This is a genomic window from Escherichia sp. E.sYA108, assembly GCF_011754335.1.
In the GTDB taxonomy this organism is placed as follows: Bacteria; Pseudomonadota; Gammaproteobacteria; order Enterobacterales; family Enterobacteriaceae; genus Escherichia; species Escherichia coli.
This window is the reverse complement of sequence record NZ_JAAQVZ010000001.1, coordinates 3,473,940-3,488,737: the sequence shown is the minus strand read 5'-3', so window position 1 is coordinate 3,488,737 and position 14,798 is coordinate 3,473,940. Positions and strand designations below refer to the sequence as shown.

Here is a 14,798-nt window from a genome sequence, read left to right as displayed (position 1 = left end):
GATGGATTTTTTTAGTGTGCAGAATATCCTGGTACATATACCAATAGGGGCAGGCGGTTATGATCTCTCATGGATCGAAGCGGTAGGCACGATCGCCGGGTTGCTGTGTATTGGCCTTGCCAGTCTGGAGAAGATCAGTAACTACTTCTTTGGCCTGATCAACGTCACTTTGTTTGGCATTATTTTCTTTCAGATTCAGCTGTATGCCAGCCTGTTATTACAGGTGTTTTTCTTTGCCGCGAATATTTACGGCTGGTATGCGTGGTCGCGACAAACCAGTCAGAACGAGGCGGAGTTGAAAATTCGCTGGTTGCCATTGCCGAAGGCGCTAAGCTGGCTGGCGGTTTGCGTTGTTTCGATTGGTCTGATGACGGTATTTATCAATCCGGTGTTTGCATTTTTGACCCGCGTGGCAGTCATGATCATGCAAGCATTAGGATTACAGGTTGCGATGCCTGAACTACAGCCGGACGCTTTCCCGTTCTGGGATTCATGCATGATGGTGTTATCTATCGTGGCAATGATTCTGATGACGCGTAAGTATGTGGAAAACTGGCTGTTGTGGGTGATTATTAACGTGATTAGCGTCGTTATTTTTGCACTTCAGGGCGTTTACGCCATGTCTCTGGAGTACATCATCCTGACCTTTATTGCCCTCAACGGCAGCCGGATGTGGATCAACAGCGCACGCGAAAGAGGTTCACGCGCGCTGTCCCATTAATGGTGATGATGTGAATGGCCAGACACCCCTTCATTCAGGTGGCAGTCTGGCCCATGACAAGGTTGATATTCCATCTGAATAGTGGCGTGCTCAATCTGATAGTGATCCATCAGGTAGTGTTGGATCTGATCTAACAAGGCATCGTGATCGTGTGGCGGGATCACCTGCACATGCAGCGTCATCACCGGCTTCTCGCCTACCATCCATACATGCACATGGTGCACATTGCGGACTTCCGGGATTTCCCGGCACAAGCGACGCTTCAGTTCAGCGATATCCAGCGATACCGGTGCACCTTCAAGTAATTCATTCACACTATCTTTCAACAGTCGCCACGCGCTACGCAGAACCAGAAGCGACACCAGTATGAGTGTGAGTGCGCCATGACGAGTCATCCCTTAATTATTCTCACTTAACTTTATGACATCATACTGCTTTTAGAAGGGAAAAATTAAAAGGGAGAGACTCCGCTCTCCCATTATTGGCTATTTCGCAGGGTTACTGCGTGGTACCGTCGGTTTTGGTATCGACATCATTGTTGATGCCATCACCGGTTTGGACTTTTTTATTGATATCCGGGCAGCGACCATCTTTGCACATGGTGTTCTTGTGCTCTTCATCTTTGGTCATGCCGTCATTGTTCATTGAAGAACCATCCGGATGCAGCATTGTGCCGCCAGAACCGGTATTTACCCCGTTATTGTCGACGTTATTTGGCGCGACATTTTCACGGGCATCAGGGGCTACCTGGCCCGCATCAGCTGCGGCGTTTGCCTGGCCGTTATTGCTTTGCGCTCCGCTATCGGCAGCCAGTGCGGCACCGCTGGCAAGGCTTAGAGTGGCAGTCAAAAATAGTGTGGCCAGTTTTGTCATTTTCATAGGATGCTCCTGTTATGGTCGTTATGTCGGATAACCTCTTCCAACAGTGCATTTGCAGGTGAATATAAGGCAATGGTTTAAGATTTCAGCCAGGCAAAGATACCCAGCAGAGAATCTTGAAATAATTAACAAACAAAGGAGTTACAGTTAGAAATTGTAGGAGAGATCTCGTTTTTCGCGACAATCTGGCGTTTTTCTTGCTAATTCCAGGATTAATCCGTTCATAGTGTAAAACCCCGTTTACACATTCTGACGGAAGATATAGATTGGAAGTATTGCATTCACTAAGATAAGTATGGCAACACTGGAACAGACATGAATTATCAGAACGACGATTTACGCATCAAAGAAATCAAAGAGTTACTTCCTCCTGTCGCATTGCTGGAAAAATTCCCCGCTACTGAAAATGCCGCGAATACGGTCGCCCATGCCCGAAAAGCGATCCATAAGATCCTGAAAGGTAATGATGATCGCCTGTTGGTGGTGATTGGCCCATGCTCAATTCATGATCCTGTCGCGGCTAAAGAGTATGCCACTCGCTTGCTGACGCTGCGTGAAGAGCTGCAAGATGAGCTGGAAATCGTGATGCGCGTCTATTTTGAAAAGCCGCGTACTACGGTGGGCTGGAAAGGGCTGATTAACGATCCGCATATGGATAACAGCTTCCAGATCAACGACGGTCTGCGTATTGCCCGCAAATTGCTGCTCGATATTAACGACAGCGGTCTGCCAGCGGCGGGTGAATTCCTGGATATGATCACCCCACAATATCTCGCTGACCTGATGAGCTGGGGCGCAATTGGCGCACGTACCACCGAATCGCAGGTGCACCGCGAACTGGCGTCTGGTCTTTCTTGTCCGGTAGGTTTCAAAAATGGCACTGATGGTACGATTAAAGTGGCTATCGATGCCATTAATGCCGCCGGTGCGCCGCACTGCTTCCTGTCCGTAACGAAATGGGGGCATTCGGCGATTGTGAATACCAGCGGTAACGGCGATTGCCATATCATTCTGCGCGGCGGTAAAGAGCCTAACTACAGCGCGAAGCACGTTGCTGAAGTGAAAGAAGGGCTGAACAAAGCAGGCCTGCCAGCGCAGGTGATGATCGATTTCAGCCATGCTAACTCGTCAAAACAATTCAAAAAGCAGATGGATGTTTGTACTGACGTTTGCCAGCAGATTGCCGGTGGCGAAAAGGCCATTATTGGCGTGATGGTGGAAAGCCATCTGGTGGAAGGCAATCAGAGCCTCGAGAGCGGGGAACCGCTGGCCTACGGTAAGAGCATCACCGATGCCTGCATTGGCTGGGATGATACCGATGCTCTGTTACGTCAACTGGCGAGTGCAGTAAAAGCGCGTCGCGGGTAAAGTTTAATTGTCGGATGCGCCGTCAGAGTGGCGTATCCGATTAATCACCGGAGGCCTGATAAAACGCGCAGCGTCGCATCAGGCAATGTGCTCCATTGTTAGCAACGACAAACAAAAAAGCCGACTCACTTGCAGTCGGCTTTCTCATTTTTAAACGAATGACGTTTACTTCGCTTTACCCTGGTTAGCAACCGCCGCTGCTTTCGCCGCGATCTCGTCAGCATTACCCAGATAATAGCGTTTCAGCGGTTTGAAGTTCTCGTCAAACTCATAAACCAGCGGCACGCCGGTCGGGATATTCAGCTCAAGAATCTCTTCTTCGCTCATGTTATCGAGATATTTCACCAGCGCACGTAACGAGTTACCGTGTGCGGCGATGATGACGCGCTCACCGCTCTTCATACGTGGCAGAATGGTTTCATTCCAGTAAGGGATCACGCGGTCAATGGTCAGCGCCAGGCTTTCCGTCAGCGGCAGCTCTTTCTCGCTCAGTTTCGCGTAACGCGGATCGTGCCCCGGATAACGCTCATCATCTTTAGTCAGTTCCGGCGGAGTCACCGCAAAACCACGACGCCACTGTTTCACCTGCTCGTCGCCATACTTTTCAGCGGTTTCCGCTTTGTTCAGACCCTGCAACGCACCGTAGTGACGTTCGTTCAGTTTCCAGGATTTCTCAACGGGCAGCCATGCCTGATCCAGTTCGTCCAACACATTCCACAGGGTATGAATAGCGCGTTTCAGCACAGAGGTGTAAGCAAAGTCAAAGCTGTAACCTTCCTCTTTCAGCAGCTTACCTGCTGCTTTTGCTTCGCTTACGCCTTTCTCAGACAGATCCACGTCGTACCAACCGGTGAAACGGTTTTCTTTGTTCCACTGACTTTCGCCATGACGAACCAGAACCAGCTTAGTTACAGCCATATACTTACTCCTCAAATCATCTTTTAATGATAATAATTCTCATTATATTGCCGTGACGAAGCAACAGCAATGCTTACGCATAACCATAGCGAAAATAGTGTCGCAGTGTAAGGTTGTTGTGAATATTGAGTTGCAAATATGTCGGTGTTTGCTGGTGATTTGAACAATATGAAGATAAAGCCCTCATGACGAGGGCTTAACATTACTGAGCAATAAACTGATATTCCGTCAGGCTGGAATACTCTTCGCCAGGACGCAGGAAGCAGTCCGGTTGCGGCCATTCAGGGTGGTTCGGGCTGTCCGGCAGAAATTCGCTTTCCAGAGCCAGCCCTTGCCAGTCGGCGTAAGGTTCGGTTCCCCGCGACGGTGTGCCGCCGAGGAAGTTGCCGGAGTAGAATTGCAGAGCCGGAGCGGTGGTGTAGACCTTCAGCTGCAATTTTTCATCTGCTGACCAGACATGCGCCGCCACTTTCTTGCCATCGCCTTTGGCCTGTAACAAGAACGCGTGATCGTAACCTTTCACTTTGCGCTGATCGTCGTCGGCAAGAAACTCACTGGCGATGATTTTGGCGTTGCGGAAATCAAAAGAGGTTCCGGCGACAGATTTCAGGCCGTCGTGCGGAATGCCGCCTTCATCAACCGGCAGATATTCTTCCGCCAGAATCTGCAACTTGTGATTGCGCACGTCAGATTGCTCGCCGTCAAGATTGAAATAGACGTGATTAGTCATATTCACCGGGCAAGGTTTATCAACTGTGGCGCGATAAGTAATGGAGATACGGTTATCGTCGGTCAGACGATATTGCACCGTCGCGCCGAGATTACCCGGGAAACCCTGATCGCCATCATCTGAACTCAGGGCAAACAGCACCTGACGATCGTTCTGGTTCACAATCTGCCAGCGACGTTTGTCGAACCCTTCCGGGCCGCCATGCAATTGGTTGACGCCCTGACTTGGTGAAAGCGTCACGGTTTCACCGTCAAAGGTATAACGGCTATTGGCGATGCGGTTGGCATAACGACCAATAGAGGCCCCCAGAAATGCGGCCTGATCCTGATAGCATTCCGGGCTGGCGCAGCCAAGCAGCGCCTCGCGGACGCTGCCATCGGAAAGCGGAATACGGGCGGAAAGTAAAGTCGCACCCCAGTCCATCAGCGTGACTACCATCCCTGCGTTGTTACGCAAAGTTAACAGTCGGTACGGCTGACCATCGGGTGCCAGTGCGGGAGTTTCGTTCAGCACTGTCCTGCTCCTTGTGATGGTTTACAAACGTAAAAAGTCTCTTTAATACCTGTTTTTGCTTCATATTGTTCAGCGACAGCTTGCTGTACGGCAGGCACCAGCTCTTCCGGGAACAACGCGACGATACAGCCACCAAATCCGCCGCCGGTCATGCGTACGCCACCTTTGTCGCCAATCACAGCTTTGACGATTTCTACCAGAGTGTCAATTTGCGGTACGGTGATTTCGAAATCATCGCGCATAGAGGCATGAGACTCCGCCATCAACTCGCCCATACGTTTCAGGTCGCCTTGCTCCAGTGCGCTGGCAGCTTCAACGGTGCGGGCGTTTTCAGTCAGGATATGACGCACGCGTTTCGCCACGATTGGGTCCAGTTCATGCGCAACAGCGTTGAACTCTTCAATGGTGACATCGCGCAGGGCTGGCTGCTGGAAGAAACGCGCACCGGTTTCGCACTGTTCACGACGGGTGTTGTATTCGCTGCCAACCAGGGTACGTTTGAAGTTACTGTTGATGATGACGACAGCCACACCTTTGGGCATGGAAACTGCTTTGGTCCCCAGTGAGCGGCAGTCAATCAGCAAGGCATGATCTTTCTTGCCGAGTGCGGAAATCAGTTGATCCATGATTCCACAGTTACAGCCTACAAACTGGTTTTCTGCTTCCTGACCATTAAGCGCGATTTGTGCGCCGTCCAGCGGCAGATGATAAAGCTGCTGCAATACGGTTCCGACCGCGACTTCCAGTGAAGCGGAAGAACTTAACCCTGCACCCTGCGGCACATTGCCGCTGATCACCATGTCCACACCGCCGAAGCTGTTGTTACGCAGTTGCAGATGTTTCACCACGCCACGAACGTAGTTAGCCCATTGATAGTTTTCATGCGCGACAATGGGCGCATCGAGGGAAAACTCGTCGAGCTGATTTTCATAATCGGCTGCCATTACGCGAACTTTACGGTCATCGCGTGGCGCACAGCTGATCACGGTTTGATAATCAATCGCGCAGGGCAGAACGAAACCGTCGTTGTAGTCGGTGTGTTCACCAATCAAATTCACGCGGCCAGGCGCCTGAATGGTGTGAGTGGCAGGGTAGCCAAATGCGTTGGCAAACAGAGATTGTGTTTTTTCTTTCAGACTCATTTCTTACACTCCGGATTCGCGAAAATGGATATCGCTGACTGCGCGCAAACGCTCTGCTGCCTGTTCTGCGGTCAGGTCTCGCTGGGTTTCTGCCAGCATTTCATAACCAACCATAAATTTACGTACGGTGGCGGAGCGCAACAGAGGCGGATAAAAGTGCGCGTGCAGCTGCCAGTGTTGATTCTCTTCGCCATTAAATGGCGCGCCGTGCCAGCCCATAGAGTAGGGGAAGGAGCACTGGAAGAGGTTGTCATAACGACTGGTCAGCTTTTTCAACGCCAGTGCCAAATCGCTGCGCTGGGCGTCGGTCAAATCGGTGATCCGCAAAACGTGGGCTTTGGGCAGCAGTAGCGTTTCGAACGGCCAGGCAGCCCAGTAAGGTACAACGGCTAACCAGTGTTCGGTTTCGACAACGGTACGGCTACCGTCTGCCAGCTCGCGCTGAACATAATCCACCAGCATTGGCGATTTCTGTTCGGCGAAATATTCTTTTTGCAGACGGTCTTCGCGCTCAGCTTCGTTAGGCAGGAAGCTATTTGCCCAAATCTGTCCGTGCGGATGCGGGTTAGAGCAGCCCATCGCCGCGCCTTTGTTTTCAAAGACCTGCACCCATGGGTACGTTTCCCCCAGCTCTGCGGTTTGCTCCTGCCAGGTTTTGACGATTTCCGTCAATGCCGCAACGCTCAGTTCTGGCAACGTTTTACTGTGATCCGGTGAAAAGCAGATCACCCGGCTGGTACCGCGCGCGCTCTGGCAACGCATTAGCGGATCGTTGCTTTCTGGCGCATCTGGCGTGTCAGACATCAAGGCCGCAAAGTCATTAGTGAAAACGTAAGTCCCGGTGTAATCGGGGTTTTTATCGCCTGTCACCCGCACATTACCTGCGCAGAGGAAGCAATCTGGATCGTGCGCAGGTAACACCTGTTTGGCTGGCGTTTCCTGCGCCCCCTGCCAGGGGCGCTTAGCGCGGTGCGGTGAAACCAGAATCCATTGCCCGGTGAGCGGGTTGTAGCGGCGATGTGGATGATCAACGGGATTAAATTGCGTCATGGTCGTTCCTTAATCGGGATATCCCTGTGGATGGCGTGACTGCCAGTGCCAGGTGTCCTGCGCCATTTCATCGAGTGTGCGCGTTACGCGCCAGTTCAGTTCACGGTCGGCTTTGCTGGCGTCCGCCCAGTAGGCCGGAAGGTCGCCCTCGCGACGCGGTGCAAAATGATAATTAACCGGTTTGCCGCAGGCTTTGCTGAAGGCATTAACCACGTCCAGCACGCTGCTGCCTACGCCAGCGCCGAGGTTATAGATGTGTACGCCTGGCTTGTTCGCCAGTTTTTCCATCGCCACGACGTGACCGTCCGCCAGATCCATTACGTGGATGTAATCGCGCACGCCAGTACCGTCTTCGGTCGGATAATCGTTACCAAAAATCGCCAGCGAGTCGCGACGGCCTACAGCAACCTGGGCGATGTATGGCATCAGGTTATTCGGAATGCCTTGCGGATCTTCGCCCATATCGCCCGACGGATGCGCGCCAACTGGGTTGAAGTAGCGCAGCAGGGCAATGCTCCAGTCCGGCTGGGCTTTTTGCAGATCGGTGAGGATCTGTTCCACCATCAGCTTGCTTTTGCCGTAAGGGCTTTGCGGTGTGCCGGTCGGGAAGCTTTCAACATATGGAATTTTGGGCTGATCGCCATAAACGGTGGCGGAGGAGCTAAAGATAAAGTTTTTGACGTTAGCGGCGCGCATGGCGCTAATCAGGCGCAGGGTGCCGTTGACATTGTTGTCGTAATATTCCAGCGGTTTTTGTACCGATTCGCCAACGGCTTTCAGCCCGGCGAAGTGGATCACGGTGTCGATAGCGTGATCGTGCAGGATCTCGGTCATCAACGCTTCGTTACGAATATCGCCTTCAACAAACGTTGGATGTTTGCCGCCTAAACGCTCGATAACAGGCAGTACGCTGCGCTTACTGTTACAGAGGTTATCAAGAATGATGACATCATGACCGTTTTGCAGTAATTGCACACAGGTATGACTTCCAATGTAACCGCTACCACCGGTAACCAGAACTCTCATAATTCGCTCCATTAGGCTTATGGTATGAAATAACCATAGCATAACAAAGATGCGAAAAGTGTGACATGGAATAAATTAGTGGAATCGTTTACACAAGAATTTAGCCGTTTTTAATGTGCGATTAAGTGATTATAAAACAGAGGGTTTATGAATGATTGCGCTTTTTATCTGAAAAAAAGACGCGGTTTCATGCCTGCATGCGTCAAACCGTTGGCCGGATAACACGTTTACGCCGCCTCCGGCACGGTCAGCACTACCGACTCAGTTTATTTTTGTCAGCGCATAGCGATAAAAGTCACCGTCCGGCACGAACTCAAGACGATGGGTAATACAGGCAGGCGCATCTTCAGCGTGGTGCGAAACAAACAACAATTGCGTTTCACCTTCGCTAATCAGCACATCAACAAACCGGCGGATAAGCTGGCGATTGAGCGGATCAAGCCCCTGTAGTGGTTCATCGAGAATAAGCAACGTCGGATGTTTCACCAGCGCGCGGACGATCAGCGCCAGACGCTGCTGTCCCCAGGAAAGACTATGGAACGGAGCGTCAGCCGTGCGTTTATCAATGCCGAGAACATCCAGCCACTGCTGCACCAGTTTTTGCTGGCGATCCGAAACGGCCTGATAAATGCCAATCGAATCAAAATAGCCAGAAAGGATCACATTACGCACAGTAGTGCTGACCCGGTAATCCAGATGCAAACTACTGCTGACGTAACCGATATGCTTTTTGATATCCCAGATGGTTTCGCCGCTGCCGCGACGTCGTCCGAAAAGCGTCAAATCGTTGCTGTAACCTTGCGGATGATCGCCAGTAATCAGGCTTAATAACGTCGATTTTCCCGCGCCATTTGGCCCGACAATTTGCCAGTGTTCGCCTGGATTCACCTGCCAGCTAAGGTTATTAAGAATGGGGCGTTCGTTATAAGAAACCACGCCATTGTTCAGCACAATGCGCGGTTCGTTGGCGGGTAAGGCGTGACGTGCTGAAGGTTCATCCGGCTCCGGCAGTTGCACACCTTCAAGCTGTTCGCTATGCGCCAGTTGCGCAACGAGTGCTTGTTGGAGCAGTTCTTCTTTAGCGCCAGTTTCCGCTAACGTGCAATCCGCCAGCACGCCAGCAAACTGGACAAATTCTGGGATCTCATCGAAGCGATTGAGCACCAATACCAGAGTAATACCGGACTGATGTAACGAGGCGAGTAGCTCAGCCAGCTGCTGACGTGAGGCAACATCCAGGCCATCGAACGGCTCATCAAGAATCAACAAGTCAGGCTCCGACATCAGCGCCTGACACAGCAGGGTTTTTCGCGTCTCGCCAGTGGAAAGGTATTTAAAGCGTCGGTCGAGGAGGGCGGTAATACCGAACTGCTGCGCCAGTTGCATGCAACGCGGAGTATCCTTTACTTCATCCTGAATGATCTCAGCCGTGGTACGCCCGGTGTCATCTTCGCCAGGGCCGAGCATATCGGTGTTATTCCGCTGCCATTCGTCGCTGACGAGCTTTTGCAATTGCTCGAAGGAGAGACGAGTGATGTGGGAAAACTGGCTTTGCCGTTCACCTTTCAAAAGCGGAAGTTCCCCCGACAGCGCGCGGGCCAGCGCCGATTTCCCGCTTCCATTCGAACCGACAAACGCCCAACTATCACCCGCGTTTAACGTTAGCCGAGGCAATTGCAGCGTTTTTGTGTTGCCAAGACGAAACGTGCCTTGCAAAATTTGCAACGATGACATTTTATATCCCATTTTGTGCAGCGATTACTGACAGGGATACGTGTTTCATAACAAATTGTCAACACGCTTAGCACAGCGTGGCGATAATCACGCTGTCGGCATTAAAGTAGGCCGTGACATTCTGTCCTTGCTGAAGAGAAGTCGCTTCATTTACCGGCACTGTGGCGCACAGTGTTTGCCCGTCGGGTAGCGCCATTAATACTTCGCACTGCTCTGCGCCGCGCTCAATATGACTAATAATACCTGGTAATTGGTTGTCAGCGTTTTGCGCGACCGCATCGTCCTGAGTAATACCTACCCACGGCGCTTTTAGCAATATCAACACTTCTTTGCCTTCATCCAGCCCCAGACGCGCGCCGCTTTGTGCGGTAACTGCGACTTTCAGGCGTGTTTTTCCATCAGCCAGTAAGACATCAACATGCTGTTGAACGTCATCATGATCGCGGGCGGTGATGGTACCGAACCACTGGTTACGGGCGCTGGTTTGCAGTGAAAAACGTGAGATCGCGGCCAGCAGGCTGTTCAGCGGCAGGGCGTCATCGTCACTTAACACATCAAAGGCTTTTTGCTGGATTTGCGCCAGTAAGTCATAGAGTTGAATCAGTCGCTGACCATAGCGGGTCAGTACTGCGCCGCCTCCACCTTTACCGCCTGTTGCGCGCTCAACCAGAATATGCTCACTTAACTGATTCATCTCGTTAATGGCATCCCAGGCGCTTTTATAGCTGATACCGGCATCTTTCGCTCCCTGGCTAATGGAACCGGAAAGCGCAATGTGTTTTAGTAGCGAAATGCGGCGCGGGTCGGCGAATAATTTTTGTTGGAGCTTAAGGGTGAGAAGGATTTCGGCCTGCATAACAATGTCCTGGCAAAAGTCTTATTGTGACGGAAAACGAACGCCACGCAAAGCTGACCGCACAAAAGGGGAGTGCTTTTCTGTGCTTAGCGGTTAGAATAGTCTCATGACTATATCTGGAGTTGACCATGTTAGAGTTATTAAAAAGTCTGGTATTCGCCGTAATCATGGTACCTGTCGTGATGGCCATCATCCTGGGTCTGATTTACGGTCTTGGTGAAGTATTCAACATCTTTTCTGGTGTTGGTAAAAAAGACCAGCCCGGACAAAATCATTGATTCCCTGAATGCCCGCTTAGTCGGGCATTTTCTTTTTCTCAACTTCCTGCTTTTTCTGCCGATATTTTTTCTCATCTACCTCACAAAGGTTAGCAATAACTGCTGGGAAAATTCCGAACTTGCCGTTATATTGACGCCTACATAACGTTAGATTAAGGGGTTACCAATGGCTCGTAAATGGTTGAACTTGTTTACCGGGGCGGCACTCTCTTTCGCTGTTGCTGGCAATGCACTGGCAGATGAAGGGAAAATCACGGTGTTCGCCGCCGCATCACTGACTAACGCAATGCAGGACATTGCTACGCAGTATAAAAAAGAGAAAGGCGTGGATGTAGTTTCTTCTTTCGCTTCGTCATCTACTTTGGCCCGTCAGATTGAAGCGGGTGCGCCTGCGGATCTGTTTATTTCTGCCGATCAGAAATGGATGGATTATGCGGTTGATAAAAAAGCGATCGATACGGCTTCGCGCCAGACACTGCTCGGCAATAGCCTGGTCGTTGTAGCACCGAAAGCCAGCGAGCAGAAAGATTTCACCATCGACAGCAAAACCAACTGGACTTCGCTGCTGAATGGCGGTCGCCTCGCGGTTGGTGATCCGGAACATGTCCCTGCTGGCATTTATGCGAAAGAAGCACTGCAAAAACTGGGCGCATGGGATACGCTCTCCCCGAAACTGGCTCCGGCGGAAGATGTTCGTGGCGCGCTGGCGTTGGTCGAACGCAATGAAGCGCCGCTGGGTATTGTTTACGGTTCTGACGCAGTTGCCAGCAAAGGGGTAAAAGTGGTTGCCACCTTCCCGGAAGATTCACATAAAAAAGTGGAATATCCGGTTGCTGTTGTGGAAGGGCATAACAATGCGACAGTGAAAGCATTTTACGATTATCTGAAGGGGCCGCAGGCTGCGGAAATCTTTAAACGTTACGGATTTACAACCAAGTAATGATACTGACCGATCCAGAATGGCAGGCAGTTTTATTAAGCCTGAAAGTTTCTTCCCTGGCTGTGCTGTTTAGCCTGCCGTTTGGGATCTTTTTTGCCTGGTTACTGGTACGTTGCACGTTTCCGGGCAAAGCTCTGCTCGACAGCGTACTGCATCTACCGCTGGTGTTACCGCCCGTGGTCGTCGGTTACCTATTATTAGTTTCGATGGGACGGCGCGGATTTATCGGTGAACGTCTGTATGACTGGTTTGGTCTTTCTTTCGCGTTTAGCTGGCGTGGTGCGGTTCTCGCTGCCGCTGTCATGTCTTTTCCGCTGATGGTGCGGGCGATTCGTCTGGCGCTGGAAGGTGTTGATATCAAACTGGAGCAGGCCGCAAGAACACTGGGGGCCGGGCGCTGGCGCGTTTTCTTTACTATCACGTTACCGCTGACCTTACCGGGAATTATTGTTGGTACGGTGCTGGCATTCGCTCGTTCGCTCGGTGAATTTGGCGCAACCATCACCTTTGTTTCTAACATTCCTGGTGAAACGCGAACCATTCCTTCTGCCATGTATACCCTGATCCAGACCCCTGGCGGGGAAAGTGGCGCGGCGAGACTGTGTATTATTTCTATTGCGCTGGCGATGATCTCCCTGTTGATTTCAGAATGGCTGGCCAGAATCAGCCGTGAGCGGGCGGGGCGCTAATCATGCTGGAACTGAATTTTTCCCAGACGTTGGGCAATCATTGCCTGACGATTAATGAAACGCTGCCCGCCAATGGCATCACCGCTATTTTTGGTGTCTCTGGTGCCGGAAAAACCTCGCTGATTAACGCCATCAGTGGGCTGACACGTCCGCAAAAAGGGCGGATTGTCCTCAATGGTCGGGTACTAAATGACGCCGATAAAGGTATCTGCCTGACGCCAGAAAAGCGTCGCGTAGGCTATGTGTTTCAGGATGCGCGGCTGTTTCCGCATTATAAAGTGCGTGGCAATTTGCGCTACGGCATGGCGAAAAGCATGGTCAATCAGTTCGATAAGCTGGTGGCGCTTTTAGGCATTGAACCGTTGCTTGATCGTTTACCAGGCAGCCTGTCCGGAGGCGAAAAACAGCGCGTGGCGATTGGTCGGGCTTTGCTGACAGCACCGGAATTGCTGTTGCTGGATGAACCGCTGGCGTCACTGGATATTCCGCGTAAACGCGAACTGTTGCCTTATCTGCAACGTCTGACGCGGGAAATCAACATTCCGATGTTGTATGTCAGCCATTCGCTGGATGAGATCCTCCATCTGGCAGACAGAGTGATGGTACTGGAAAACGGTCAGGTGAAAGCCTTTGGCGCGCTGGAAGAAGTCTGGGGTAGTAGCGTGATGAATCCGTGGCTACCGAAAGAGCAACAAAGTAGCATTCTGAAAGTGACAGTACTTGAGCATCATCCGCATTACGCGATGACCGCGCTGGCGCTGGGCGATCAGCATTTGTGGGTCAATAAGCTGGAAGAACCGCTGCAAGCTGCGCTACGCATCCGCATTCAGGCTTCCGATGTCTCGCTGGTTTTACAACCGCCGCAGCAAACCAGCATTCGTAACGTATTGCGGGCAAAAGTTGTTAATAGTTATGACGACAACGGCCAGGTGGAAGTGGAGCTGGAAGTCGGCGGTAAAACGCTGTGGGCGCGTATCAGCCCGTGGGCCAGGGATGAACTGGCGATCAAACCTGGCCTGTGGCTGTATGCGCAAATTAAAAGTGTGTCGATAACCGCCTGATTAAATCAGGTAGCTATAAATGAACTGGGCAATGCTGTCGGTGGTGTTATCACCAATCACAATGTTGGCGCGCGCTTTTACTGCGTCATCGGCGTTGCCCATCGCCACGCCTGTACCAGCGGCTTCCAGCATACTAATATCATTGAAGTTATCGCCGAACGCCACGACGTTTTCCATCGACCAGCCTTGTGCCTCAACCCATTTCGTCAAACGTTTACCTTTGCTGTTGCCGCCGCGTGCAATATCAACCTGATCGTGCCAGGACCATTCACACTCCAGTCCCAGTTCATGTTCGACATGCTTACCAAAATGCTGCAATTGCGGCAGGTCATCGTGCGTCAGGGCGAACTTCCATACGGCGTTAACTTGTTGCGCCGTTTCAGCCAGAGAAGCGACTTGTGTGAAAGTCGGACGCTGTTCCGGCGGCAGGGTTTGCGCCCAGTTAGACGTGCGAATGACATGCCCGGTCGGGTGCTCATAGACCATTGCATCATCGACATACATCAGACCGTGAATGTGGTGTTCATTCAGCATCTCAATGAGTTGCAGGGCTTTATTAACGGGCATTGGGTCCGCTTCCAGCACGGTTTTTGCATGATAATCATACAAATAGGTGCCATTACAGCAAATAGCAGGTGTATCCAGCGCCAGCGCCTGATAAAAAGGATGAATAGCGACGTGATGGCGACCTGTGACGATGATTAATTGATAGCCTGCTTCGCGAGCGCGGGCCAGGGCTTCTATCGATGATGGAAGCAAGGTCTTTTTCGGGGTCAATAAGGTGCCGTCTAAGTCGAGAGCAATCACGCGTGTGGTCATGGCGTATTCCAGATTAAGGTTAAGAATTTTCGTCTGCGCGAATGGTACACCGATACCACTATCGGACAAAATTC

General features: G+C 51.4%; 15 protein-coding genes and 1 pseudogene. 6 read left to right on the top strand and 10 right to left on the bottom strand.

Annotated elements, in window-relative coordinates; all coding sequences use genetic code 11:
* Nucleotide 1 precedes the first annotated feature (1 nt).
* A complete protein-coding gene (pnuC, locus tag HBM92_RS16775; protein WP_000345406.1) occupies nt 2-721 on the top strand; it encodes a nicotinamide riboside transporter PnuC in 720 nt (239 codons plus the stop codon).
* Here the strand turns inward: pnuC and HBM92_RS16770 are convergent.
* Both HBM92_RS16770 and HBM92_RS16765 read right to left on the bottom strand, forming a co-directional pair.
* Nucleotides 718-1,092, bottom strand: a pseudogene (locus tag HBM92_RS16770) (cation diffusion facilitator family transporter); the annotation flags it as partial. The gene pnuC and the pseudogene HBM92_RS16770 overlap by 4 nt on opposite strands.
* Nucleotides 1,093-1,219: 127 nt before the next feature.
* The gene (locus tag HBM92_RS16765; RefSeq protein ID WP_000784342.1) at nt 1,220-1,600 is read right to left on the bottom strand and encodes a YbgS-like family protein; all 381 of its coding nucleotides are present in this window, start codon (nt 1,598-1,600) and stop codon (nt 1,220-1,222) included.
* A 315-nt stretch (nt 1,601-1,915) separates the two neighbouring features.
* Between HBM92_RS16765 and aroG the strand changes: the two genes are divergently transcribed.
* A complete protein-coding gene (gene aroG, locus HBM92_RS16760) occupies nt 1,916-2,968 on the top strand; it encodes a 3-deoxy-7-phosphoheptulonate synthase AroG (protein ID WP_001109213.1) in 1,053 nt (350 codons plus the stop codon).
* Nucleotides 2,969-3,133: 165 nt separating this feature from the next.
* Here the strand turns inward: aroG and gpmA are convergent, their stop codons facing one another.
* The 7 genes from gpmA to modE all read right to left on the bottom strand — a co-directional run bounded on the left by gpmA (nt 3,134) and on the right by modE (nt 10,937).
* A complete protein-coding gene (gpmA, locus tag HBM92_RS16755; RefSeq protein ID WP_001295305.1) occupies nt 3,134-3,886 on the bottom strand; it encodes a 2,3-diphosphoglycerate-dependent phosphoglycerate mutase in 753 nt (250 codons plus the stop codon).
* A 202-nt stretch (nt 3,887-4,088) separates the two neighbouring features.
* Entirely contained in the window at nt 4,089-5,129 is a 1,041-nt protein-coding gene (gene galM / locus HBM92_RS16750) for a galactose-1-epimerase (RefSeq protein WP_000931396.1), read from the bottom strand.
* A complete protein-coding gene (gene galK / locus HBM92_RS16745; protein WP_000053414.1) occupies nt 5,123-6,271 on the bottom strand; it encodes a galactokinase in 1,149 nt (382 codons plus the stop codon). The genes galM and galK overlap by 7 nt, the downstream gene beginning before the upstream one ends.
* A 3-nt stretch (nt 6,272-6,274) precedes the next feature.
* Entirely contained in the window at nt 6,275-7,321 is a 1,047-nt protein-coding gene (gene galT / locus HBM92_RS16740; RefSeq protein ID WP_000191503.1) for a galactose-1-phosphate uridylyltransferase, read from the bottom strand.
* Nucleotides 7,322-7,330: 9 nt separating this feature from the next.
* On the bottom strand, nt 7,331-8,347 hold the full coding sequence (gene galE / locus HBM92_RS16735) for a UDP-glucose 4-epimerase GalE (RefSeq protein WP_001265443.1): 1,017 nt from the start codon (nt 8,345-8,347) through the stop codon (nt 7,331-7,333).
* Between the two features lie 261 nt (nt 8,348-8,608).
* Nucleotides 8,609-10,081, bottom strand: a complete 1,473-nt coding sequence (gene modF / locus HBM92_RS16730; RefSeq protein WP_000096851.1) for a molybdate ABC transporter ATP-binding protein ModF — start codon at nt 10,079-10,081, stop codon at nt 8,609-8,611.
* A gap of 67 nt (nt 10,082-10,148) precedes the next feature.
* Nucleotides 10,149-10,937, bottom strand: coding sequence for a molybdenum-dependent transcriptional regulator (gene modE / locus HBM92_RS16725; RefSeq protein WP_001147445.1), 789 nt, complete (start codon nt 10,935-10,937; stop codon nt 10,149-10,151).
* A gap of 128 nt (nt 10,938-11,065) precedes the next feature.
* Here modE and acrZ point away from each other — a divergent pair, with 128 nt between their 5' ends.
* From acrZ to modC, 4 genes are all read left to right on the top strand, one after another.
* Nucleotides 11,066-11,215, top strand: a complete 150-nt coding sequence (gene acrZ / locus HBM92_RS16720; RefSeq protein ID WP_000891515.1) for a multidrug efflux pump accessory protein AcrZ — start codon at nt 11,066-11,068, stop codon at nt 11,213-11,215.
* Between the two features lie 166 nt (nt 11,216-11,381).
* Nucleotides 11,382-12,155, top strand: coding sequence for a molybdate ABC transporter substrate-binding protein (gene modA, locus HBM92_RS16715; RefSeq protein ID WP_000113014.1), 774 nt, complete (start codon nt 11,382-11,384; stop codon nt 12,153-12,155).
* Nucleotides 12,155-12,844, top strand: a complete 690-nt coding sequence (modB, locus tag HBM92_RS16710; RefSeq protein ID WP_000604037.1) for a molybdate ABC transporter permease subunit — start codon at nt 12,155-12,157, stop codon at nt 12,842-12,844. The genes modA and modB overlap by 1 nt, the downstream gene beginning before the upstream one ends.
* A 2-nt stretch (nt 12,845-12,846) precedes the next feature.
* Nucleotides 12,847-13,905, top strand: a complete 1,059-nt coding sequence (gene modC, locus HBM92_RS16705; protein WP_000891665.1) for a molybdenum ABC transporter ATP-binding protein ModC — start codon at nt 12,847-12,849, stop codon at nt 13,903-13,905.
* Here the strand turns inward: modC and ybhA are convergent, their stop codons facing one another.
* Entirely contained in the window at nt 13,906-14,724 is an 819-nt protein-coding gene (ybhA, locus tag HBM92_RS16700) for a bifunctional pyridoxal phosphate/fructose-1,6-bisphosphate phosphatase (protein WP_001313671.1), read from the bottom strand.
* Nucleotides 14,725-14,798: the final 74 nt, after the last annotated feature.

Bases quoted from the DNA above. Each gene is read 5' to 3' on its own strand.
- galK (WP_000053414.1), bottom strand. From the start codon at position 6,271: ATGAGTCTGAAAGAAAAAACACAATCTCTGTTTGCCAACGCATTTGGC.
- gpmA (WP_001295305.1), bottom strand. From the start codon at position 3,886: ATGGCTGTAACTAAGCTGGTTCTGGTTCGTCATGGCGAAAGTCAGTGG.
- modA (WP_000113014.1), top strand. From the start codon at position 11,382: ATGGCTCGTAAATGGTTGAACTTGTTTACCGGGGCGGCACTCTCTTTC.
- acrZ (WP_000891515.1), top strand. From the start codon at position 11,066: ATGTTAGAGTTATTAAAAAGTCTGGTATTCGCCGTAATCATGGTACCT.
- aroG (WP_001109213.1), top strand. From the start codon at position 1,916: ATGAATTATCAGAACGACGATTTACGCATCAAAGAAATCAAAGAGTTA.
- ybhA (WP_001313671.1), bottom strand. From the start codon at position 14,724: ATGACCACACGCGTGATTGCTCTCGACTTAGACGGCACCTTATTGACC.
- galE (WP_001265443.1), bottom strand. From the start codon at position 8,347: ATGAGAGTTCTGGTTACCGGTGGTAGCGGTTACATTGGAAGTCATACC.
- modC (WP_000891665.1), top strand. From the start codon at position 12,847: ATGCTGGAACTGAATTTTTCCCAGACGTTGGGCAATCATTGCCTGACG.
- HBM92_RS16765 (WP_000784342.1), bottom strand. From the start codon at position 1,600: ATGAAAATGACAAAACTGGCCACACTATTTTTGACTGCCACTCTAAGC.
- modB (WP_000604037.1), top strand. From the start codon at position 12,155: ATGATACTGACCGATCCAGAATGGCAGGCAGTTTTATTAAGCCTGAAA.
- modE (WP_001147445.1), bottom strand. From the start codon at position 10,937: ATGCAGGCCGAAATCCTTCTCACCCTTAAGCTCCAACAAAAATTATTC.
- galT (WP_000191503.1), bottom strand. From the start codon at position 7,321: ATGACGCAATTTAATCCCGTTGATCATCCACATCGCCGCTACAACCCG.
- modF (WP_000096851.1), bottom strand. From the start codon at position 10,081: ATGTCATCGTTGCAAATTTTGCAAGGCACGTTTCGTCTTGGCAACACA.
- pnuC (WP_000345406.1), top strand. From the start codon at position 2: ATGGATTTTTTTAGTGTGCAGAATATCCTGGTACATATACCAATAGGG.